This window comes from Chlorobaculum sp. MV4-Y (assembly GCF_025244685.1).
GTDB lineage: Bacteria > Bacteroidota > Chlorobiia > Chlorobiales > Chlorobiaceae > Chlorobaculum.
Map to the genome: position 1 here is coordinate 1,848,730 of NZ_CP104202.1, position 19,318 is coordinate 1,868,047.

The 19,318-nt window shown below is 58.1% G+C and carries 21 protein-coding genes and 1 CRISPR repeat array; of the genes, 11 read left to right on the plus strand and 10 right to left on the minus strand.

Annotated features, from left to right (window positions below):
* The first annotated feature begins 17 nt into the window (after nucleotides 1-17).
* The 7 genes from casA to cas2e are packed head-to-tail and all read left to right on the plus strand — an operon-like array spanning nucleotide 18 to nucleotide 5,751.
* Nucleotides 18-1,583 (plus strand): type I-E CRISPR-associated protein Cse1/CasA, encoded by a 1,566-nt coding sequence (gene casA / locus NY406_RS09105; RefSeq protein ID WP_260533838.1) that lies wholly within the window; start codon nucleotides 18-20, stop codon nucleotides 1,581-1,583.
* A gap of 14 nt (nucleotides 1,584-1,597) precedes the next feature.
* Nucleotides 1,598-2,128: a type I-E CRISPR-associated protein Cse2/CasB gene (casB, locus tag NY406_RS09110; protein WP_260533840.1), complete on the plus strand. Its 531-nt coding sequence runs from the start codon at nucleotides 1,598-1,600 to the stop codon at nucleotides 2,126-2,128.
* The gene (cas6e, locus tag NY406_RS09115) at nucleotides 2,125-2,772 is read left to right on the plus strand and encodes a type I-E CRISPR-associated protein Cas6/Cse3/CasE (RefSeq protein WP_260533842.1); all 648 of its coding nucleotides are present in this window, start codon (nucleotides 2,125-2,127) and stop codon (nucleotides 2,770-2,772) included. The genes casB and cas6e overlap by 4 nt, the downstream gene beginning before the upstream one ends.
* A gap of 22 nt (nucleotides 2,773-2,794) precedes the next feature.
* Nucleotides 2,795-3,835: a type I-E CRISPR-associated protein Cas7/Cse4/CasC gene (gene cas7e, locus NY406_RS09120; RefSeq protein ID WP_411267106.1), complete on the plus strand. Its 1,041-nt coding sequence runs from the start codon at nucleotides 2,795-2,797 to the stop codon at nucleotides 3,833-3,835.
* Nucleotides 3,832-4,548, plus strand: a complete 717-nt coding sequence (gene cas5e, locus NY406_RS09125) for a type I-E CRISPR-associated protein Cas5/CasD (RefSeq protein ID WP_260533846.1) — start codon at nucleotides 3,832-3,834, stop codon at nucleotides 4,546-4,548. The genes cas7e and cas5e overlap by 4 nt, the downstream gene beginning before the upstream one ends.
* On the plus strand, nucleotides 4,538-5,428 hold the full coding sequence (cas1e, locus tag NY406_RS09130; protein ID WP_260533848.1) for a type I-E CRISPR-associated endonuclease Cas1e: 891 nt from the start codon (nucleotides 4,538-4,540) through the stop codon (nucleotides 5,426-5,428). Before cas5e ends, cas1e begins: the two co-directional genes overlap by 11 nt.
* A complete protein-coding gene (cas2e, locus tag NY406_RS09135; RefSeq protein WP_139455967.1) occupies nucleotides 5,416-5,751 on the plus strand; it encodes a type I-E CRISPR-associated endoribonuclease Cas2e in 336 nt (111 codons plus the stop codon). The genes cas1e and cas2e overlap by 13 nt, the downstream gene beginning before the upstream one ends.
* Before the next feature lie 8 nt (nucleotides 5,752-5,759).
* Nucleotides 5,760-6,213: a CRISPR direct-repeat array (repeat unit 28 nt; unit sequence GTCTTCCCCACGCCCGTGGGGGTGTTTC).
* 127 nt (nucleotides 6,214-6,340) lie between these two features.
* Here cas2e and NY406_RS09140 read toward each other — a convergent pair.
* Nucleotides 6,341-7,225: a DUF4438 domain-containing protein gene (locus tag NY406_RS09140; protein WP_260533850.1), complete on the minus strand. Its 885-nt coding sequence runs from the start codon at nucleotides 7,223-7,225 to the stop codon at nucleotides 6,341-6,343.
* On the opposite strand from NY406_RS09140, the gene NY406_RS09145 reads away from it, so the two are divergent.
* The 3 genes from NY406_RS09145 to NY406_RS09155 all read left to right on the plus strand — a co-directional run bounded on the left by NY406_RS09145 (nucleotide 7,216) and on the right by NY406_RS09155 (nucleotide 10,498).
* On the plus strand, nucleotides 7,216-7,395 hold the full coding sequence (locus tag NY406_RS09145; RefSeq protein ID WP_260533852.1) for a hypothetical protein: 180 nt from the start codon (nucleotides 7,216-7,218) through the stop codon (nucleotides 7,393-7,395). The genes NY406_RS09140 and NY406_RS09145 overlap by 10 nt on opposite strands.
* 122 nt (nucleotides 7,396-7,517) lie before the next feature.
* Complete coding sequence (locus tag NY406_RS09150) at nucleotides 7,518-8,936, plus strand: M23 family metallopeptidase (RefSeq protein ID WP_260533854.1); 1,419 nt, start codon at nucleotides 7,518-7,520, stop codon at nucleotides 8,934-8,936.
* A gap of 560 nt (nucleotides 8,937-9,496) precedes the next feature.
* Nucleotides 9,497-10,498 carry a M23 family metallopeptidase gene (locus NY406_RS09155; RefSeq protein ID WP_260533856.1) on the plus strand — a complete coding sequence of 334 codons (1,002 nt, stop codon included), beginning with the start codon at nucleotides 9,497-9,499 and terminating at the stop codon, nucleotides 10,496-10,498.
* 84 nt (nucleotides 10,499-10,582) lie between these two features.
* Here the strand turns inward: NY406_RS09155 and arfB are convergent, their stop codons facing one another.
* Both arfB and NY406_RS09165 read right to left on the minus strand, forming a co-directional pair.
* Nucleotides 10,583-11,002, minus strand: a complete 420-nt coding sequence (gene arfB, locus NY406_RS09160; RefSeq protein ID WP_260533858.1) for an alternative ribosome rescue aminoacyl-tRNA hydrolase ArfB — start codon at nucleotides 11,000-11,002, stop codon at nucleotides 10,583-10,585.
* 26 nt (nucleotides 11,003-11,028) lie between these two features.
* Nucleotides 11,029-11,235 carry a hypothetical protein gene (locus NY406_RS09165; protein ID WP_260533860.1) on the minus strand — a complete coding sequence of 69 codons (207 nt, stop codon included), beginning with the start codon at nucleotides 11,233-11,235 and terminating at the stop codon, nucleotides 11,029-11,031.
* A 322-nt stretch (nucleotides 11,236-11,557) separates the two neighbouring features.
* Between NY406_RS09165 and NY406_RS09170 the strand changes: the two genes are divergently transcribed.
* The gene (locus tag NY406_RS09170) at nucleotides 11,558-11,806 is read left to right on the plus strand and encodes a ferredoxin (protein WP_260533862.1); all 249 of its coding nucleotides are present in this window, start codon (nucleotides 11,558-11,560) and stop codon (nucleotides 11,804-11,806) included.
* 98 nt (nucleotides 11,807-11,904) lie between these two features.
* Here NY406_RS09170 and NY406_RS09175 read toward each other — a convergent pair whose 3' ends face one another.
* The 7 genes from NY406_RS09175 to miaB all read right to left on the minus strand — a co-directional run bounded on the left by NY406_RS09175 (nucleotide 11,905) and on the right by miaB (nucleotide 19,261).
* Nucleotides 11,905-12,855 (minus strand): WD40 repeat domain-containing protein, encoded by a 951-nt coding sequence (locus tag NY406_RS09175; protein WP_260533863.1) that lies wholly within the window; start codon nucleotides 12,853-12,855, stop codon nucleotides 11,905-11,907.
* A gap of 122 nt (nucleotides 12,856-12,977) precedes the next feature.
* Nucleotides 12,978-14,135 (minus strand): glycosyltransferase, encoded by a 1,158-nt coding sequence (locus NY406_RS09180; protein ID WP_260533865.1) that lies wholly within the window; start codon nucleotides 14,133-14,135, stop codon nucleotides 12,978-12,980.
* Nucleotides 14,136-14,234: 99 nt separating this feature from the next.
* Nucleotides 14,235-15,116 carry an ATP phosphoribosyltransferase gene (gene hisG, locus NY406_RS09185; protein ID WP_260533866.1) on the minus strand — a complete coding sequence of 294 codons (882 nt, stop codon included), beginning with the start codon at nucleotides 15,114-15,116 and terminating at the stop codon, nucleotides 14,235-14,237.
* 27 nt (nucleotides 15,117-15,143) lie between these two features.
* Nucleotides 15,144-15,875 (minus strand): UDP-2,3-diacylglucosamine diphosphatase, encoded by a 732-nt coding sequence (locus tag NY406_RS09190; protein ID WP_260533867.1) that lies wholly within the window; start codon nucleotides 15,873-15,875, stop codon nucleotides 15,144-15,146.
* Between the two features lie 18 nt (nucleotides 15,876-15,893).
* Nucleotides 15,894-16,607 carry a diacylglycerol/polyprenol kinase family protein gene (locus NY406_RS09195; RefSeq protein ID WP_260533869.1) on the minus strand — a complete coding sequence of 238 codons (714 nt, stop codon included), beginning with the start codon at nucleotides 16,605-16,607 and terminating at the stop codon, nucleotides 15,894-15,896.
* Between the two features lie 147 nt (nucleotides 16,608-16,754).
* Entirely contained in the window at nucleotides 16,755-17,750 is a 996-nt protein-coding gene (locus NY406_RS09200; protein ID WP_260533871.1) for a UbiA family prenyltransferase, read from the minus strand.
* Nucleotides 17,751-17,923: 173 nt separating this feature from the next.
* A complete protein-coding gene (miaB, locus tag NY406_RS09205; RefSeq protein WP_260533873.1) occupies nucleotides 17,924-19,261 on the minus strand; it encodes a tRNA (N6-isopentenyl adenosine(37)-C2)-methylthiotransferase MiaB in 1,338 nt (445 codons plus the stop codon).
* Nucleotides 19,262-19,318: the final 57 nt, after the last annotated feature.

Genomic DNA, 19,318 nt, shown 5'->3' on the forward strand with positions numbered 1-19,318 from the left:
CCCCCATCAACACAGCCATGCAAAACCGCTTCAACCTGATCGACGAGCCGTGGATTCCGGCCGTCGGCAAAGGATTCACGAGCCTCGGCGACATTTTCAGCGATCCCGATATTCCCGCGCTCGGCGGCAACCCCGTGCAGAAAATCGCCCTCACCAAGCTCCTGCTCGCCATCGGCCAGGCCGCCTGCACACCGGAAACCACGGAGGAACTCGAACAGCTCGACGCCGAAACCTTCCGCACCGCCTGCCGCGCCTATCTCGAAAAGTGGCGCGAGAGCTTCTGGCTCTTCGGCGAAAAGCCGTTTTTGCAGATGCCTGCCGTCCGGAGGCTGATCGAGGAGCGCAAACAGACCGAGCTGAAAGCCGCACCCGCCGCTCCGGCGAAGAAAAAAGAGGCCGCTGAAAAACTGGCCGAAGAGAACGCCTTGCCCCGCCCAATCGGCACAGGCTTCTACCCCGACCTGCCAGCGGAGAACAACACGATTCTGAGCCAGTTCCAGATGCTCGAAACCACCGATCCCGCCGAAATGGCGCTCTTCATCGTCACGCTGATGAACTTCGCCTTTGGCGGCAAGCGGATCGAAAAGAACCTCGCGCCGCTCAGCCACGGCTTCACGGGTAAATCAATCTCGGCAAAATCGGGGCCAAGTATCGGAAACTACGCCGGATACCTGCACTCGTTCCTCACCGGCCCAACGCTGACGGACACCGTGCTGCTTAACCTGCTGTCGCGGGAGCAGATCAGCACCAACCCGTACTGGAAATCGGGTCTCGGCTCGCCGCCGTGGGAGCGGATGCCGGAGGGGGAAGATTGCCCCGCCGCCAACCATCTGAAGAATTCTTACATGGCGACCCTGCTCTCGCTTTCGCGCTTCGTGCTGCTCGACGGCGAGGGCGTCTATTACGTCGAGGGACTGCAATATCCAAGCCATAAAGAGGGGTGGCGCGAACCGAGCATGACGATCAACGATCAGGAAAAGCAGCCGAAAGTGCTTTGGGTCGATCCCGATAAACGCCCGTGGCGCGAACTGCCGTCGATGCTCGCCTTCCTCGAAAGCGGCGAAAACAAGGGATTCGAGTGCCAGTTCATCAAGTACGGACTCGAACGGGCAAAGCAGCGTCACCAGCAGATCGGCATCTGGTCTGGCGGACTTCGCGTCAGCGCGAACTCAGGCGACCAGTCGGTTAAACAGGACAACGATTTCGTCGAATCCCTCTTCCTGTTCAACTCCGAGGCGATCGATAAAAACTGGTACGACCGGTTCAGGCAGGAGATGGCGTCGCTCGACCAGCTTTCCAAAAGAGTCTATGCGGCGACAAGGAGCTATTTCGCCAAACAGAACATGGACGGCGGCGACCTGGCCTCGAACGCTTCGGGCCTCTTCTGGCAGCTCTGCGAGCGGCGCTTTCAGGAGCTGGTCGATGCCTGCTATGAGCCAGACAAACTTCCCGCCATCCTCAAAGCGATTGACTCGCTCGCCTTGCAGTCGTACGACGCTTTCTGCCCGAAGGAGACGGCGCGGCAGATCGATGCGTGGGCGGAGTGCCGCCCGAACCTTTCGAAGCATTTCATCAACAACTGACAAAACCAATAACTATGGACAACGAAAAGAAAACCGGCAGGCCGGAAAAGTTCGTGGAGTTCGTGATCGGGCTGTGCCAGAAGGACAAGGGAGCCGCCGCCGCGCTTCGCCGCGCGGACAATCCGGCGACCGAGTACCAGAGCTGGGAGTACCTCGCACGATTTTCCGTCGATCTCGAAAAACCGTTCGAGCGCATTCCCTACGCCACCATCGCCGCCGCCATCGCGCGGGCCAAAGCGGAGCACAACGGCTCGGCGGGCATCGGCAAGGCTATCGCCTTTTGCTACGAAGATCGGAGCAAGAGCGATCAGGCCAAAGCGCGGCTCCGGCGGCTGCTCGCCTGCGATTCGGTGACGGAGGCTTGCCGGATTCTGCGCCCGCTCTTCAGCCTGATCGACTCGAAAGCGCCGGTAACGCTCGACTACGCAAAGCTGCTCGACCAGCTCCTCTGGTTCAATAGCAACAGCAATCGCATCAAAACAGCCTGGGCGACCGATTTCTACCGCCACGCCGGCGAAACCGCAAACGAGGAGGTGAGCGCATGATTGCAACCATTCTCACCCTCAGCCGCAAGGACGTCAATGCCTTGCGCATTACGGACGATTATTCCCTGCACCGCGTCGTCTATAGCCTGTTCGAAGACGTGCGCTCGGAGGCCGAAAAGCAGTCGAGCGTTCCCAGCGGCTTCCTCTTCGCCGACAAGGGGGGCGACGCCAAAGGCAGGCGAATCCTCATTCTGTCGGACAGGCCGCCGCTGCAACCAGCGCACGGAACGCTGTCTGCGTCGTGGACGATTCCCGACGAGTTCCTCCAGCACCGCTTCTACAAGTTCGAGGTCACGCTCAACCCCACGCGCAAGGAACCCAAAAGCGAGGGAAGAAAAAACAGCCGGTGCATCCCCATCAAAACCCGCGAGGAGGTGGCGGCATGGTTCGGCGGCAAGTCGCTCGCGTCGTGGGGATTCAGCGTCGATCCGGCGCGGCTCGACGTGCGAATGCTGCCGGTGATGCAGTTCAGCAAGCAGGACGACCGGCCCGTTACCCACGGAGCGGCCCGCGTGTCGGGAATGCTGCGGGTCGAAAATCGCGACCTCTTTATTGACAGCTTCAACAAAGGCATTGGCCGGGGCCGGGCATTCGGCTTCGGGCTGTTGCAGATCGAACCTCTCAAAGACGATTCAAACCACTAAACCCCATACCACCATGAACACCATGAAAAACAATCCATTCAAGGGCCAGCGCATCGAGTTCCACATCCTCCAGTCCTTTCCGGTCACCTGCCTGAACCGCGACGACGTTGGCGCCCCGAAAACCGCAATGGTCGGCGGCTCGACCCGCGCCCGCGTCAGCTCGCAGTGCTGGAAGCGCCAGGTGCGCCTCGAAATGCACGAACTCGGCGTCAAGCTTGGCGTCAGAAGCAAAAAGGTCTCCGACTACGTAGCCAAAGCCTGCGTCGCACTCGGCGCGGATGAGGAAGCGGCGAAGGCGTGCGGAGAGAAGATTGCCGCCGCGTTCAGCAACGACACGCTCTTCTTTTTCAGCGAATCGGAGGCGAACGCCTACGCGCAGTACGCCGCCGAGAAGGAGTTCGACGCCGCAAAGCTCAACGACAAGGAGCTGGCAAAACTCTCGAAAAAAACCCTCGATCCGGCCAAAGATGGCCTCGACATCGCGCTGTTCGGGCGGATGGTGGCGCAGGCTGCCGATTTGAACATCGAGGCCGCCGCGTCGTTCGCTCATGCCATTTCGACCCACAAGGTGAGCAACGAGGTCGAGTTCTTCACCGCGCTCGACGACCTTGCCGAAGAGCCGGGTTCGGCGCACATGGGCAGCCTTGAATTCAACTCCGCCACCTACTACCGCTACGTCAGCCTCGACCTCGGCCAGCTTTGGGACAACCTCGGCGGCGCGGGCATTGCCGACGCGGTGGAGGCGTTCACCAAAGCGCTCTTCGTGGCCGTGCCGAGCGCCCGGCAGACGACGCAGTCGGGCGCGTCGCCGTGGGAGTTCGCGAAAGTCTTCATCCGCAAGGGCCAGCGCCTTCAGGTTCCGTTCGAGACCGCCGTCAGGGCGAAGGATGGCGGATTTCTCCAGCCGAGCATCGAGGCGCTGTCCGACTATCTCACAAAAAAGGAGAAGCTTGCCGGGTCGCTCTTCGGCAAGGAAAAAGAGTTCGACTTCGGCGAGGACGAGTCGTTCTCCATCGACACGCTGGTCGGCGAAATCCGCAACTTTATCGAAGCGAAATCATGAGCAATCCATTCATTCTGTTATGGCTCGAAGCGCCCCTCCAGTCGTGGGGCGCTGACTCGCGCTTCGGGCGGCGCGACACGCTCGACTTCCCCACGAAGTCGGGCTTGCTCGGCCTCTTGTGCTGCGCCCTCGGCGCGGGCGGCGAGCAGCGGGAACTGCTCGACGAAATGGCCCCGCTCCGCCAGACGGTGATCGCGTTCCAGCGCGAACGCGGCGAGCGCCCGCCGCTCTTGCGCGACTTCCAGATGGTCGGCAGCGGGTATGACGAAAAAGACGACTGGGAAAAGATGCTGATTCCAAGAAAACGGGACGGTGGCATCGCAGTGGGCGGCGGCACGAAGATGACCTACCGCTACTATTTGCAGGAGGCGACGTTCGCCGCCGCAGTGGAGGTTCCGGCGGCGCGGGCCACGGAGTTCGCCGAAGCGCTTCAGGCTCCCGTGTGGGACATCTATTTCGGCAGAAAGTGCTGCGCGCCGACCGACCTGGTGTTCCGGGGTTGCTTTGAGTCCGAGGCGGAGGCTTTCGTCAAAGCGGCATCCATCGCCGCTGAAAAGCATCTTGCCGAAGCGTTCCGCGTTCGCGACTACGCGGCGGGTGACGAAAGCGCGGGCGAGGTCGTGGCGCTGAACGACGTGCCGGTGCAGTTCGGCACACGAAAAAAGTACCGTGAACGGCGAGTAACCATTATCCACGAAAGCAATGAAGAGTAATGAACTCATCAACGAAGGGAATCCTGCGCGGCTTTTAATAAAAGTGACGCGGGATACCCTTCCGCAGGTCAAGGAAAAGTATCCGTTTCTTTATCTTGAGAAGGGACGGATGGAGATCGACGACAGCAGCGTGAAGTGGATCGACTGCGACTGCAACGTCGTTCGCCTGCCAGTGGCCATGCTGAACTGCATTTTGCTTGGCCCCGGCACGACGGTGACGCACGAGGCGGTCAAGGTGATGGCCGCCGCCAATTGCGGCATCTGCTGGGTGGGCGACGACAGCATGATGTTTTTCGCCAGCGGGCAGACGCCAACCAGCAACACGAGGAACATGCACCATCAGATGATGCTGGCCGCCACTCCGGCAAAATCGCTCGAAGTCGCGCGGCGGATGTTCGCCTACCGCTTTCCCGACGCTGATCTTGAGAAAAAAACGGTGCCGCAGATGATGGGCATGGAGGGGCTGCGGGTGCGGAAGTTTTACGAAGAGATGGCCGTGAAGTACAAGGTGGGCTGGAAGGGGCGGCGGTTCGAGCCGGGAAAATTCGAGATGAGCGACACGACCAACAAGATTCTCACGGCGGCAAACGCGGCCCTGTACAGCATCATTATGTCGGCGGTGCACAGCATGGGCTATTCGCCGCACATCGGGTTCATTCACGCGGGCAGTCCGCTGCCGTTCATTTACGACCTGGCCGATCTGTACAAACAGCACGTCTCCATCGAGCTGGCTTTTTCGCTGACCGCCGCAATGGCCGGGTATTACGACCGGTACAAGATCGCCACGGAGTTCCGGCGGCGGGTGATCGAAATCGACCTGCTCGGCAAAATCGGGCCGGATATTGAAACCATTCTCGGAAAAAAGCAATGCTCGTTGTAATCGCCAATGACCTGCCCCCGGCTGTGCGTGGCCGGATGAAGCTCTGGTTCATCGAACCCAGGGCGAACGTTTTTGTGTCGGGCGTGAGGGACAGCCTGGCCAGAAAGGTGGTGGACTATCTGCACGAGCACTGCCCGCCGAAAAGCGGCCTGATGATTTTCAACAGCTCGAACGGGTGCCCCGGCTACGAGATTTTCGGCATGGGCGACACGCGCAAAGCCATAACGGAAATCTCCGGCCTACCGCTCGTGATTGAAAAATCCGCCGCCTCGCCACCAGAAAACCCAAACAGCTTGACGCCAGACGTCCCAAAACCCCAGTAAAACCCAGTGTCTTCCCCACGCCCGTGGGGGTGTTTCCATTACAAGTGCTTGTTTTTTTGTGATTTTTTGTCTTCCCCACGCCCGTGGGGGTGTTTCCAAGAGAGCCGCTTTCCAAGCACTCATGCGCACCGTCTTCCCCACGCCCGTGGGGGTGTTTCTATCAGAGCAGCCGTGCATTTCGAGCCATCGGGTCTTCCCCACGCCCGTGGGGGTGTTTCTATTCTAATTTGATTGGCAGGTCGGTCCCGTTGGTCTTCCCCACGCCCGTGGGGGTGTTTCCCCGTCTGCGTTGCTGTAAGTCAAGAAGATCCTGGTCTTCCCCACGCCCGTGGGGGTGTTTCTGCCCAAACGCTTGCTGCATAAATCTTATTTGGTCTTCCCCACGCCCGTGGGGGTGTTTCTGTAGGTATCAAGTTTTTCGGCACTTGGATACAGTCTTCCCCACGCCCGTGGGGGTGTTTCGTTGCAAGAGGTGGACAGTGTGGACGGAAGAGGCGACGGGGCGGGGTTGCTCCGTTCGCGTGAAAAAAAGGGCGACTCCGGTAGATCGGAATCGCCCTCAAAAAAAACATCACAACCTATCGCGCAATCACAATCTCGTGCCGATGCCGAGCAGATCGGCGATGTTGGCTTTGGGGTCGATGACCGGGCGGATGGCGGGGGTGGCGCTGGTCATGATGGTCGTCACGCCGGGGCCGTGGCCCGCTTCGCGGCAGTCGCTGTGCACCACCACGCCGATGGTGACGGCACCCTTGCGATAAGCTCGCCCGTAGCGGTTGTCCTGGTCGAGCAACGCCACGAAGTCGCCGAAGCGGATGCGATCGATGCCGAACTCACGGACAGCGTCAGAATCGCTGGTAACGATGTCGTAGTCGCCCTTGGCCACGTGCGCCGAGCCGATGCCGGAGCCCATGCAATAAGCCGGAACCAGCGTCGTCACCGGCACTTCGAGCACGCCGTCCTCGGCAACATTGATCTTCATTTTCGCCAGCAGCGTCGGATCGAGGTTGAAGAGAGAAACATCCGGAAAGTCGGTCAGCTTGAGTCCCTGCCCTTTCGAGCGCACCATGATGGTGTCGCCGTAGGCCATCTTCTCTTTAACTTCGCGCGGAAAATCGACGATGATGTGCTCCGAACCACCGTGATGACCGATCACCACACCGCTCTCGCCCTTTGCTTCGCCGGAGACGATGGTGGCCGTGTTGCCCACGCAGCTCAGCATCTGAACGGTAACGTTCGGGTGCTCAAAAGGCTTGTGCGTGTCGGCGGTGCAGCTCACGCCGGGTTCGATGTGGTCGCCCTCCCAGCCGAAGGCCGGATCACCGACCTGGAGGTTGAGGGTGATGCCGCCAATCGAGGGCAGAATGAAGGGCGTGCCCAGGTGATCGACCTCCCAGCTGCCGCGGGTTCGCGGCTGGCCGGGCTGGCACTGAAGCAGGATTTCGACAAGGCGGTTTTCGTTGGTTGCAAGCATGGCGTAATCAAGAGTTTGATGATGAAAAAACACGGCAGCGGAGCGCATTTGCCGCGGCGAAAATGGCCTCCGGCGCAGCAGTCAGCCGTGGTTTAACGATGAAGAAAAGTAAAGCCACAAGACCACATCAGAAAAAAATCCCACAAAAAGAGAACTTTTTCCCGGATTAGCACAAATATGACGTACTGACGACGTACTGAGTTTTCCTTTCCGGGCTTTTTTTCTGACATTGACTGTTCAGATTGTTGCGAGGTGTTCTACCCTTCGGGTTTCGTGAACTTATGCAGTAACTATGTCCAGTCCACAGTTTCGCCATTTTCTTTTGCGGTTGCGCCGTTCGGCCCTTTTTCGAAGTCGTCCCCTTCTGCTCGCGTCATCAACGGCGCTGCTCGTCACCCTCTTTTTTTCAGTCAGCCTCATCATTTTAGCAACACCCCGGCAGGCATCGCCCGAACACCGGTCAGCTTCATCGGTTCAGACGTTCTTCAAATCCATCGGTCTCACTGGCGACGACGAGCTTGGCATGAATAACGAGTCCGACAAGGTGACGCTCGACGAGGGCGAAAACGATCCCGCCAGCAAGATCGAAAAGAGAACCCTCAAAAAAGGAGAATCCGTCTACACCATTCTCACCGCTGCCGGACTGACCCCTTCCGAAGTGCAGCAACTGACCGCCCAGCTCAAGGGAACCCCGGCGTTCAAGGGGCTGAAGGCCGGAAAAACCTATGAGTTCGAAACCGGCAGAGACGGAAAGTTCGTCCGCTTCTCCTTGCAGTCGAGCCCCTACGAAACGCTGCATATCGTCAGGGATGAACAGACCGGCAGGCTGAGCGCCGAACGGGAAGCCATCGAGTACGACACCCGGGTCGCCACGCTCGAAGGAACCCTCAGCTCTTCTCTCGCCAGCGAGCTGCGCAGCCGGAACCGCTCTTCGCTCAATCCGAAACTCAGAAAAATCCTCTCCGCAAAACTCAATTTCAGAAAAGACATCCAGGCCGGAGCGACCTACCGGATTCTTTTCCAGGAGCAATGGAGCGGCACGGATTTCATTGGCACCGGCGATATTCTCGCCGTCGAGATCAATTCGAAAGGCCGGAAATTCAACGCCTACCAGTTCACCAATGCCAAGGGCGACACGGCGTATTACGATGAAAAAGGGCGCGCCATCATGCAGGGACGAACCATGTTCATCCAGCCCTGCCGCTTCAGCCGTGTTTCGAGCGGATTCGGCTACCGCACCCACCCCGTGACCGGCAGACGCCAGTACCACGGCGGCGTCGATCTGGCCGCGCCGACCGGCACGCCGGTGAAGACCGTGGCCGACGGACGCATCATCTTTTGCGGACACAAGGGCAACGCGGGCAACATGATCACCATCGCCCATGCCGGGCAGGTTCATACGATGTATCTGCACCTGAGCCGTTACGCATCGGGCAGCCGCTACGGTAAACAAGTGAAGCAGGGCGACATCATCGGCTACGTGGGTTCGACCGGCCGCTCGACGGGGCCGCACCTCGATTTCAGGATCGTTAGAAATGGCCATTTGCAGAATCCGCTGGTTGCGCTGAAGCAGACCGCGCCACGCCGCTCGCTTTCGCCAGCGGAACTGCACAGCTTTATGGCCAGGGTGCAAACCTATCAGCAGCATCTCAGCACCGACCGACCCGTCATGGTGGCCGATGCCGGCAATTCCGGCGAGCCGGTACTCTGACACTTCAGAGACATTTTATCAAAAAGCCTCCGGAATGCTGATCAGTATTTCGGGGGTTTCTTTGTTTCGGTCGGGAACGTACAGAAAAACTTCGACAAGCGGCTTAAAATTTACAATGAACAATATCCGTTATAGAGACACAACAACATTGGTTCGCATTAACAACTTTACTGAAGCGATGAGTTCCGTTCATTTTTCTTTGAATGCTTTTTTTATAACATTTACTAAAGGTTTTTGTGATGTGCCCTACCCTTCATGTTTTATGAATTTATGCACTCACTATGTCTGATGAGCATTTTCAACACGTTCTGTTGAGGTTAAAGCGTTCGGAGCTTTTCCAAAAACTCTCGCACTTGCGGGCCTCATCAGAGGCATCGCTTTTTATTGCCCTGTTTTCAGTTACGTTCTTTTCGGTCAGTTTATTCCTTTTCACAACATCCAGACAGGTATCCTCTGAACATCCGTCAAACTCGCTGGTTCAAACAATCCTCAAATCCATCGGCCTTGCCAGCGACACCGAGCCGGACACGAACAACGGAGACCAAAACGATCCATCTCAGATGACCAGGCAAAACGCCCCTGGCAAAGAAGAGTCCGGCTACACCATTCTCACCGCTCCCGGGCTGACGCCAGCCGAGGTCCAGCAGATGACCGAACAACTCGAAAAACTGACCCCCCGGCAGGAAACCATCGGTCACGATACCCGCATCGTCTCCATCAAAGGCACGATCCAATCTTCGATGGCAAATGAGCTGCACAAACGGCACCGCTCTTCGCTCAACCCAAAACTCAATGAAATCCTCGATGCAAAATTCGATTTTGCAAAAGACATCAGGGCTGGAGCAACCTACCGGATTCTTTTCCAGGAACAGTGGAACGGCAGCCAATTCATCGGCACAGGAGATATTCTTGCCGTTGAAATAAGTTCGAAAGGACGGAACTTCAACGCTTACCTCTTCACCAACGACACGGGTGAAACCGCGTATTACGATGAGAACGGGTGGGCCATGTTACAGGTGCGAACCATGTTTATCCAGCCTTGCCGTTACAGCCGCATTTCAAGCGGATTCGGCTATCGCATCCATCCGATAACCGGCCGGAGCGAATTCCATGCAGGCATTGATCTCGTTGCGCCAATTGGCACACCGGTCTTTGCTGTCGCAGATGGGCGTATCGTTTTCAGCGGATGGCACGGCTATTCGGGCAATATGATTGCCATCGCCCATGATGCAGCAAGAATCCAGACAATGTATCTGCACCTGAGCGGTTTTTCCCCGGCCGTCCGTTACGGCAACACAGTAAAACAGGGCGACATCATCGGCTATGTCGGCTCGACCGGCAACTCGACGGGGCCGCACCTCGATTTCAGAATCGTGAAAAACGGACAATGGCAGAATCCGCTGTTGACGCTCCAGCAACCCATGCTGTGGCGCTCGCTGTCTTCGATTGAATTTCAACACTTCATGGCCAAAGTGCAAACCTACCACGAGCAGCTCGGCAAACAAACACCGGACATGGTTGGCCAATACCGGCAAACACCGCGAAACGTTGCGTTTAACTGAGGAACGTGCGTAATGCTAAAAGCCTCCGGGGTTCTGATAGAACGGTACTCCGGAGGCCTTTCGCTTGCAACATTTTAGAGCGGCTCACTCTTCTTCGCTCACCTCTTTTCTGGACGCCTTGAGCTCAGCTCTTTTCGCCTTCTCTTCAAGACGCTTGTCCGCAGCGCTTTTTGGCGGCTTCGTCGCTTTGCGCATCTTTTGTTCGACCAGGGCCTTGGTCAAGATGCCCCGGAACCGCTCGATGGCATCCTGCCGGTTCCGCTCCTGCGTACGGTAACGCTGGGCCCGGATGATGATCACCCCCTCCCGCGTTATCCGGCGGTCATTGAGCTGCATCAGCCGCTCTTTCAGATCCGACGGCAGGGACGACGCGGCGATGTCGAAGCGCAGATGCACCGCCGTCTCGACCGAGTTGACATTCTGCCCGCCCGCACCCTGCGAGCGCATAAAGGTCATTTCAAGCTGCTCTTCGTCAACCGAAACGCCTCTCGCGATCTTGATCATAGGAATGCCTCCTTTTGACTTGAAAGTTATGACAGGGCTGCCAGCTCCGGTGACGCAAGAGTTTCTGGCCAGCTGTGGGAAAAAATACTTTCGATGCCAGCACCGGCGCACGGACGGATGTTGATCTCGCGGTCGTCGAGCAACAGAAATCCGGACGACCCATGTACATGCAGGAACGCCTCTGGTGAGCGCTTGAGATAACCGTGCTCGTAGGGGAAAAAACAGCGCGCCATGATCACTGCCGCACCCTCTTCGCCGTCACGCGAAACCGCCCGGCAGAAACGTCAAGCAGCACATTACCAATATCGAGAAGAATAATGCCCATACGAGAGGATTGTCATGATCGATCTCCGAAACAGGCGAAAAGGAGTGCCGCCGTCAGCCGACCCGAGGTTTGTGACAGATATGTTAACCAAACGGCGGAAAAGAGACAATGACAAAAAAACTCTTCCTGCGACAAAGCCTCACCCGTGGAACTCTTTGCACCTCTGCCGCGTCATCGTAAGGACACCTGCACTGACGGCAAACACCACATTCCACAGGAGGGGAAAAGCTATGGCCAACAACGAACTGAAGCATCCGGCAAATGCGCCCGGTCCGTTCTACGTCACCAGCCCGGACGATCCCGATGGAGAGGGGTGCAATGGCTGCGCCATCTGCTACAACGCAGCTCCGGACTTCTTTGCCGAAGATGCGGAAGGGTACGCCTATGTAGCGCAGCAACCGCAATCAGATGCCGATATTGCTCTTTGCCGCGAACAGATAGCTGCCTGCCCGACAAACTCCATCGGCGAAAACGGCTGACGCTTCAAGCCTTCAAATTCTTCTCTTACCCACACCCGGACGCCTATAAACAAAACTGCCGGGCATCAACCCGGCAGATGCGCGAAACTCCCGAAGCTTTAGACGACGCCCCAGAGCTTGATCTTGAAGTCATCGCTTCCGCTGGCGATCACCTTGCCATCCGGCGAAAAGGCGACCGACTGAACCTCGTGTGTGTGACCGCGATAGGTGTGCACGAGTGTTCCTTTCTCCACGTTCCAGAGCCGGACCGACTCGTCGTTCGCGGCGCTGGCAATGAGCGTGCCGGCGGGATTGAAGCAGAGGGCGCGTACACCATCCTCATGACCTTCGAGCACCTTGAGCATCTGGCCGGTGGCCGCATCGAGCACCTTCACTTTGGCGTCGCGTCCGCAGAGCGCGATCTTGCTGCCGTCCGGGCTGAAGGAGACGAAGTGCGAAAGCGTGTCGCCGGTCGGGTAGTTGGCGATGTTCTTGCCGGTTTCGAGATCCCAGATTTTCACTACCGGCTCCTCGCCACAACTGACAAGCTTTTTGCCGTCAGCGCTAAAGGCAACGCACTCGATGTAGGATTTGTGCCCGAAGAGGGTTTTCACCTCGTTGCCGGTTTCGGTGTCCCAGAACTTGATGGTGGTGTCGCGCGAGCAGCTCGCCACCGTCTTGCCGTCGGGGCTGAAAGCGATCATGCGCACCTCGGTGTCGTGCCCCTTGCAAACGTGCAGGCACTGGCCGGTCGCCACGTCCCAGATGCGCACCGTGCTGTCGATGCTGCCACTGGCCACCTTGTCGCCCTTGGGGCTGTAATCGACGCACTTGACCCAGGTGGTATGACCCGACATGGTATGAATCGCCTGGCCGGTTGCCACATCCCACAGCTTTACCTTTTCATCGAAGCTGCCGCTGACGAGTTTCTTTCCATCGGGGCTGAAGCGCACGCCAAGCACCCGGTCTTCGTGACCGGCGAGGGTCTTGATGAGCGCCGCGTCTTCACGCACCTGAGGCCGTTTCAGTTCCACCTCTTTTTTGCCGAATATCTTCGATAGGAAACCCATGAGTGTAAATCGTTTGATGGTTGCCGGGCGCAGACATGACGATGCCGGAAAACGCCTGAAAAAATTGTTCGCTAATTTAAAAAATTTTATCCGTAACACCCACCCGTGCGCACGCCAAGCCGCTAACTGCCGCGACCGAAAAGCGGGTAGCTTCGCCCCTTCCACTTAGGCCCCTTGCCAAACACGCTCAGGCGGAACGAGTTAAAGGCGATCAGGAGCAGCATCACCTGCGAAAGTGCGTGGAGCAGCGCCGACCACAATGGCTGGCGGAACCTTGCGGCGATCATGAAGCGGATGACGAGCGCCACCGTCACCTGCGCCAGCGGCAGCCAGAAGAGGGCGAGCGAGCGGTCGCCATGCAGCGCCGAGAAGAGGAGAAAGGCGTACGGCGCGAGGTATAGGAGCGCGACAAGCACCATCAGCACTACGAAGCCAGGAATACTGTTGCCGAGTCCGGCGAAGAGATTCTTGGAAAATCCTTGCCACACCTCGCCGAAGCCCCGGTACATCCGGCAGCTCACCGCGTCGGTTCCGTCGAAAGCCGCCACCTTGCCGCCCGAACGCTTGACCGCCTTGCAGAGCCACACATCCTCGACGATGTTGTTGCAAACTGAACGATGCCCGCCGATCCGCTCATAGGCGTCGCGCCGGAAGAGGATGAACTGGCCGATGGCGTAGCAGAAGGCCGAAGAGCGACTTTTCCAGACCATCGAGATAGGCAGATAGCTGAAAAGGATGTGATAGACCAGCGGCACAATCAACTTCTCCCAGAAGCTCTCCATCTCTTGCGCCGGAGTCAGCGAAAGCATCCCTGCGCTTCGCCGGCGCATCGCCTCGACCACCCGCCCGAGCGCGTCGGGCTGGTGGCGCGTGTCGGCGTCGGTGAAAAGCAGTAGCTCGCCCGTCGCCGCTTCACCAAGCTGCTGGCAGGCCCACGCCTTGCCGTGCCAGCCCGCCGGAAGCTCGCGACCTTCGAGAAGGCGCAGCTTCCCGCCAAGCGGCGTAGCGGCAATCCGGCGGAGCGCCTCAAGCGTGCCATCACTGGAGTGGTCGTCGAGCACGATCACCTCAAAATCCGGATAGCGCTGTGCCAGCAGCGAAGCGACACACGCCTCGATGTTCAGTTCCTCATTGCGCGCAGGCACCAGAAGCGAAACCCTCGGCGTGGACGCGCCATCATCCGGTGCACCGGGAAGTCGCGGCAGATCGCCAAGGTTCTTCAGCACGATGCCAAGAAACACTAGCAAAGAGCCAAGAATGAAGAGTTGATAGATCAGCATGGTAATAAAAAGGCCGCGCTTGGCGGCCTTGCAGTTTTAACTGTGGCGTAGCAGGTTCCCATCATCCCATCCTCTTCGTCCCTGCCGTCCCTGATGCTCTCAGTCGATCAGCTTGTTGATGTTATACTCGAAAATACCCTCTGCGCCCGCACGTTTCAGCTCGGGAATCAGGTGGCGCACGATCTTTTCGGAGACGATCACTTCGAGCGCAACCCACTCCTTGTCGGCCAGGTCGGAAACGGTTGGCTGGCGAAGGGCGGGAATGACCGCCATGATCGCCTCAAGCCCGGCTTTCGGCGCGTTCATCTTGAGGCCAACCTTGCCCTGCGCGCTGATCGCGCCTTGCAGCAGCATGGCCATGTTCTCGATCTTTTCGCGCTTCCACGGGTCTTCCCACGCCGCTTTGTTAGCGATGAGCTTGGTATTGGACTGAAGCACCGTTTCGACGATGCGCAGCTTGTTGGCCCGCAGCGACGAGCCGGTCTCGGTCACCTCGACGATGGCGTCGGCCAGCTCCGGCGGTTTGACCTCGGTCGCCCCCCAGCTGAACTCAACCGAGGCGTTCACGCCGTTTTCGGCCAGATACTTCTTCGTGATGTTCACCACCTCGGTGGCGATGTGCTTGCCTTCGAGGTCCTTGACGGACTTGATCGGCGAGCTTTCCGGCACGGCAAGCACCCAGCGCACGGGCCGCATCGAGGCTTTCGAATAGACCAGATCGGCCACCTCGACCACATCGGCATCGGTCTCGATGATCCAGTCTTTGCCGGTCAGTCCGGCGTCGAACGCGCCCTGTGCGACGTAACGGGCCATCTCCTGCGCGCGAATCAGGATCGCCTCCAGCTCGTCATCATCAATCGAGGGAAAGTAGGAGCGGCTCTGGACGGAAAAATGAAAACCAGCATTGGCGAAAAGTTCGAGAGTCGAATCCTGAAGGCTGCCCTTCGGCAGACCCAGCTTGAGAACCTTGTTGTTGTTCATGTGATAAAAGAGAATCTGATAGTTGACTTAAAGCTTTTCGAGCCGGAACTGCCCCTGTTCATAGACTCCGTATTGATACCGCCCTTCGATCCACGAGCCGAGATTGACGTAGGTGCTGCCCGATTCATGAACCACCTGCACGCGCTCCGAGTGGTTATGACCGCAGACAAAATAATCAAAATCACGCTCTTGAGCCAAAGCGGCGGCAAAATCGGGAAGGCGCGTCGATTCGGCGCGCATATCGACTTTTTTGTGCTTGCGGCTGAGCAGGGAGAAATGCTTCATGAGCGCCGTCGCGAGGTCGGAGTGAAAGGCCGTCAGAAGGCCGAGGTTGAAGCGGTTGCGGATAAAACGGGCGAAGAGCTTGTAACCGAGATCGCCCTCGCCGAGGCCGTCGCCATGTGCGAGCAGAAACAGCTTGCCGTCGTGATGCACCTCCTGCAATCCGTAGCAGGTTTTGACGCCAAGCTCGTCGTCGAAAAAACTGCCGAGATAAAAGTCGTGGTTTCCGGCAAACCAGGTGACGCTGACGCCGCTCCGGACAAGCCCCGAGAGCATACAGAAAAACCGGGTGAACCCTTTGGGAACGACGTGGCGGAACTCCATCCAGTAATCGAGAATGTCGCCGAGAAGGTAGAGCGCCCCGCCCTGTTCGCGGATGAGCGAAAAAAGTTTTTCAAGGCGTTCGAGCTTCTCCTGTTCCGCCTGGGGCTCTTGCAGGCCGAGATGAAGATCGCTGAGAAAATAGAGTCCAGGCATCGCGTAGAGTGAGCAGGTTCAGAGCACCGCGGAAAGCGCGATGACCGCCACAGGAATGAGAATGTTGTCCACCTCTTTCGGGCTGACCCCCTCGATGATGGTCGCAACGACAACGATCATGGCGATTTTCACGGGATCGTACGCTGCCGGCACGATCAGCCAAACAAAAAAAAGGCCGGCGGCAAGGCTGCCCGCAAGAAAGGCGAGGCTCCCCTCGAGGCTTCGCTCGCTGAGCACCCTGTACTTCATCTTGCCCATCCTCGTGCCGACGATGGGAGCCAGACCGTCGCCCCAGCCAAGCACGGCCATCGCCAGCACGCCCGCGAACTGCTTGTAGTAGAGGGTGCCGCAGATCATGGCGACGACCACGAAATAGAGCGTACCCTTGAGCAGTTCGCGCTTGTCGCCCGTGCGGGTCATGGTTTTGACCGCCTGGTCATCATCGGCGGCGAAAAGTCCTTTCTGGATGAGCAGCACCGTCCAGACGGCGAAGACCGTGATGTTCAGGTAGTGCGACCAGTCACCGTCACGGAAAAGAGGTAAAAAGATAATGACCGAACCCGCGCAAATGTGGGTGATCTTGCGGCTGATGTCCCGCGGCAAACCGTGGTTGGTCACGAGCCAGTCCATGAGAGGCGGCACGCTGAAGACGTATGCAAACGTAAGCAGCATGACCAGAACATTGTGCCAAACGACAGGAAAATTGAAAAAGGTAGAGGCTATGGCTGTCATGGCGCCTCCGGATGGTGAAAGTTATAAGGAAGATGACCTGAAAAACGGATGTTCGTGCGGGGTATCGTCATCGTTTTTTCGTCCGGCATTCATCGGAACCGGCAGGCAGAACGAGTAATCGCAATCTGCCTGCCACCTTCGGAAAGATCACATGTACTTTGCGCCCACCAGGGCGGCGGCAAACATCTGGTTGGTCAGGAACAGAATGTTGTTGACCACCTGGAACCGCAGGAATGCGTTGTGCTCCTGCACTTCACTCTTGCCGATGGCGTTGCCGAAGCCGTCATCAACCGCATGCTGCACAAGTGTAATACCCGATTTGGGGTCGCGATAAATCGGGATCTGAATGATGATGTTCAGTACCAGTCCTGCAATGATAAAGTACATCAGAGTCGTAAAACCCCACATGAAGACACGCCAGGCGAAGATTGCGAACACCAGATCGATGATGATGAAGGCAACCAGGAAGGTGTTCTTCGCGCCGATCATGACGGTCAGGGACTTCATGCCCCCCTTGGCATCACCCTCCTGCGACTTGAAGTCGTTCATGACGATGAGCGCCACGGCCATGAAGAAGTTGAGTCCGGCAAGCCAGAGCACCTCGGGGCGAATATCGCTGAAGAGCGCATTGGCCGAAAGATAGGTGATGAAGCCATAGGAAAAGCCGACCGCCGGACCGGAAAAGAAGATGTTTTTCTTGAGCTTGAAGGGGGGCGCGGAGTAGAGATAACCAATGACGAGGCCGGCCAGGAGCGAACCGACGAAAATCATGCCGCGCTGGCCGCCGATGCTCGTGCCAATCCAGCTGCTCAGCGCCACAGCGATCACCAGCACGATGCTCCAGTTCCAGATTGCCTCTTTTTCCGAAAGCCTTCCCGACGGAATGGGGCGGGTCGGCTCGTTGACCCGGTCGAGTTCGAGATCGTAGTAGTCGTTCACCGACTGGCTGAAGCCGGTTCCAAGGGGGCCGTAGAGCAAAAAGAGCGCCGCGAGCAGCAGGTAGTCGTGCACGGTGGGCTGCATCGCTCCGGATGCCATGACTCCCCCGGCGAGGCAGGGAAAAACGCTGATCCAGGTAACGGGGTCGAGCAGTTCGAGATGAGCTTTTACTTTATCGACAAATCCTTGGCTTGCAACTGACATGACTGATGAGGTAGTGGAAACGGCTCCAGGCCGGTTGAAAATGACTGTGTTGGGTCTTCGGCGAGGAGATATTCCGCACCATGATGCGCCCATATGTTGCGTAAATTTACGAATCCCGCAGAAATAATAACATCATATCGGGAACAATTATGAAGGAAGCAAATAGCAGACGTTCAGAGAGACGGCGGTACTACCAACGAAACCGCTTCCCCAGAGAGGGTGGCTGAAGTCGCACCGGTGATTTTCACGAAAAGCGTATCGCCCGGATTGAACTCGCCACGGCTGAAGACCACTGCGCGATTTTCAAAGGTACGGCCCATGAGTTGCGACGATGAGCGCTTGCTCTCGGCTTCGGCGAGCACCTCGACCGTCTTACCGATCTCGCGCCGGAAAATCTCGCGCGACATGGCGTTTTGCAGCTCGATGATCTCCTGAAGTCTCGCCTTTTTGACCGTGTCCGGCACGTCGTCCGGCAGGTTCCGCGCGGCCCAGGTGCCCGGGCGTACCGAGTAGTGGAACATGAACGCCGTGTCGTAACCGACCGCCTCCATCAGCGAAAGAGTCTCGCGATGATCCTTTTCGGTTTCGGTGCAGAATCCTGCAATCAGGTCGGTAGTGATGGCCACGTCCGGAATGTGGCTGCGGATCATGGCGATCCGGTCGAGATACTCCTCACGGGTATGGCCACGCTTCATCAGGTCGAGCATTCGCGACGAACCGGACTGCACGGGAAGATGGATGTGGTTGCAGAGATTCGGGCGCGCAGCAATGACCTTGACGAGTGCTTCAGAGATGTCCTTGGGATGCGAGGTGGTGAAGCGGATGCGCATCGACGGCACGGCGAGGCTCACGCCTTCGAGCAGCCCGGCGAAGTCGAGCTCCTTTTCGGCGTCGCGCCATGAGTTGACGTTCTGGCCGAGCAGCGTCACCTCGCGGAATCCCGCATTTTCCAGTGCAGCCACCTCGGCCACCACGCGTTCGAAGCTGACACTGCGCTCGCGCCCCCGCGTCACCGGCACCACGCAGAAGGCGCAGTGGTTGTTGCAGCCGCGCATCACCGGCAGAAACGCGCCGATCGTACTGGCGCGAACCGGCTCGATACCCGCGTAGGTCTCCGTCTGGTCGTAGTCAAGAAGAGCGGGTCTCGCCGCCGCCTCGCGCACGCCTGCGACAAGACCGGCAAGCTCGCGATAGTTGTCCGGCCCGACGATGAAATCGACAAAGGGATAGTCGCTGAACACCCGTTCACGTTCGAACTGCGGCACGCATCCGAGCACACCGATCACCAGTTCCTTGCACCGCCGCTTGCGCCCCTTGAGGTGCGTCAGGATATTTCCGAGCCGCTCCTCGGCATTCTCACGCACCGCACAGGAGTTGAGCAGCACGATATCGGCGACCGTCTCATCCGCCGCCGGAACAAACCCTTCAGCCTGAAGCAGCGCCGTGACGATCTCCGAGTCCGCCTGGTTCATCTGACAGCCGAAGGTGTGAATATAAAATGATGATGGCATACGGCTCATTCGTTGACGCATAGTGCTTGCTCGATCTCGACTACCAGAACGGAGCGA

Coding starts and splice junctions, on each gene's coding strand:
- casA (WP_260533838.1), top strand. CDS start 18: ATGCAAAACCGCTTCAACCTGATCGACGAGCCGTGGATTCCGGCCGTC.
- casB (WP_260533840.1), top strand. CDS start 1,598: ATGGACAACGAAAAGAAAACCGGCAGGCCGGAAAAGTTCGTGGAGTTC.
- cas6e (WP_260533842.1), top strand. CDS start 2,125: ATGATTGCAACCATTCTCACCCTCAGCCGCAAGGACGTCAATGCCTTG.
- cas7e (WP_411267106.1), top strand. CDS start 2,795: ATGAAAAACAATCCATTCAAGGGCCAGCGCATCGAGTTCCACATCCTC.
- cas5e (WP_260533846.1), top strand. CDS start 3,832: ATGAGCAATCCATTCATTCTGTTATGGCTCGAAGCGCCCCTCCAGTCG.
- cas1e (WP_260533848.1), top strand. CDS start 4,538: ATGAAGAGTAATGAACTCATCAACGAAGGGAATCCTGCGCGGCTTTTA.
- cas2e (WP_139455967.1), top strand. CDS start 5,416: ATGCTCGTTGTAATCGCCAATGACCTGCCCCCGGCTGTGCGTGGCCGG.
- NY406_RS09140 (WP_260533850.1), bottom strand. CDS start 7,225: ATGCTTGCAACCAACGAAAACCGCCTTGTCGAAATCCTGCTTCAGTGC.
- NY406_RS09150 (WP_260533854.1), top strand. CDS start 7,518: ATGTCCAGTCCACAGTTTCGCCATTTTCTTTTGCGGTTGCGCCGTTCG.
- NY406_RS09155 (WP_260533856.1), top strand. CDS start 9,497: ATGACCAGGCAAAACGCCCCTGGCAAAGAAGAGTCCGGCTACACCATT.
- arfB (WP_260533858.1), bottom strand. CDS start 11,002: ATGATCAAGATCGCGAGAGGCGTTTCGGTTGACGAAGAGCAGCTTGAA.
- NY406_RS09165 (WP_260533860.1), bottom strand. CDS start 11,235: ATGGCGCGCTGTTTTTTCCCCTACGAGCACGGTTATCTCAAGCGCTCA.
- NY406_RS09170 (WP_260533862.1), top strand. CDS start 11,558: ATGGCCAACAACGAACTGAAGCATCCGGCAAATGCGCCCGGTCCGTTC.
- NY406_RS09175 (WP_260533863.1), bottom strand. CDS start 12,855: ATGGGTTTCCTATCGAAGATATTCGGCAAAAAAGAGGTGGAACTGAAA.
- NY406_RS09180 (WP_260533865.1), bottom strand. CDS start 14,135: ATGCTGATCTATCAACTCTTCATTCTTGGCTCTTTGCTAGTGTTTCTT.
- hisG (WP_260533866.1), bottom strand. CDS start 15,116: ATGAACAACAACAAGGTTCTCAAGCTGGGTCTGCCGAAGGGCAGCCTT.
- NY406_RS09190 (WP_260533867.1), bottom strand. CDS start 15,875: ATGCCTGGACTCTATTTTCTCAGCGATCTTCATCTCGGCCTGCAAGAG.
- NY406_RS09195 (WP_260533869.1), bottom strand. CDS start 16,607: ATGACAGCCATAGCCTCTACCTTTTTCAATTTTCCTGTCGTTTGGCAC.
- NY406_RS09200 (WP_260533871.1), bottom strand. CDS start 17,750: ATGTCAGTTGCAAGCCAAGGATTTGTCGATAAAGTAAAAGCTCATCTC.
- miaB (WP_260533873.1), bottom strand. CDS start 19,261: ATGCCATCATCATTTTATATTCACACCTTCGGCTGTCAGATGAACCAG.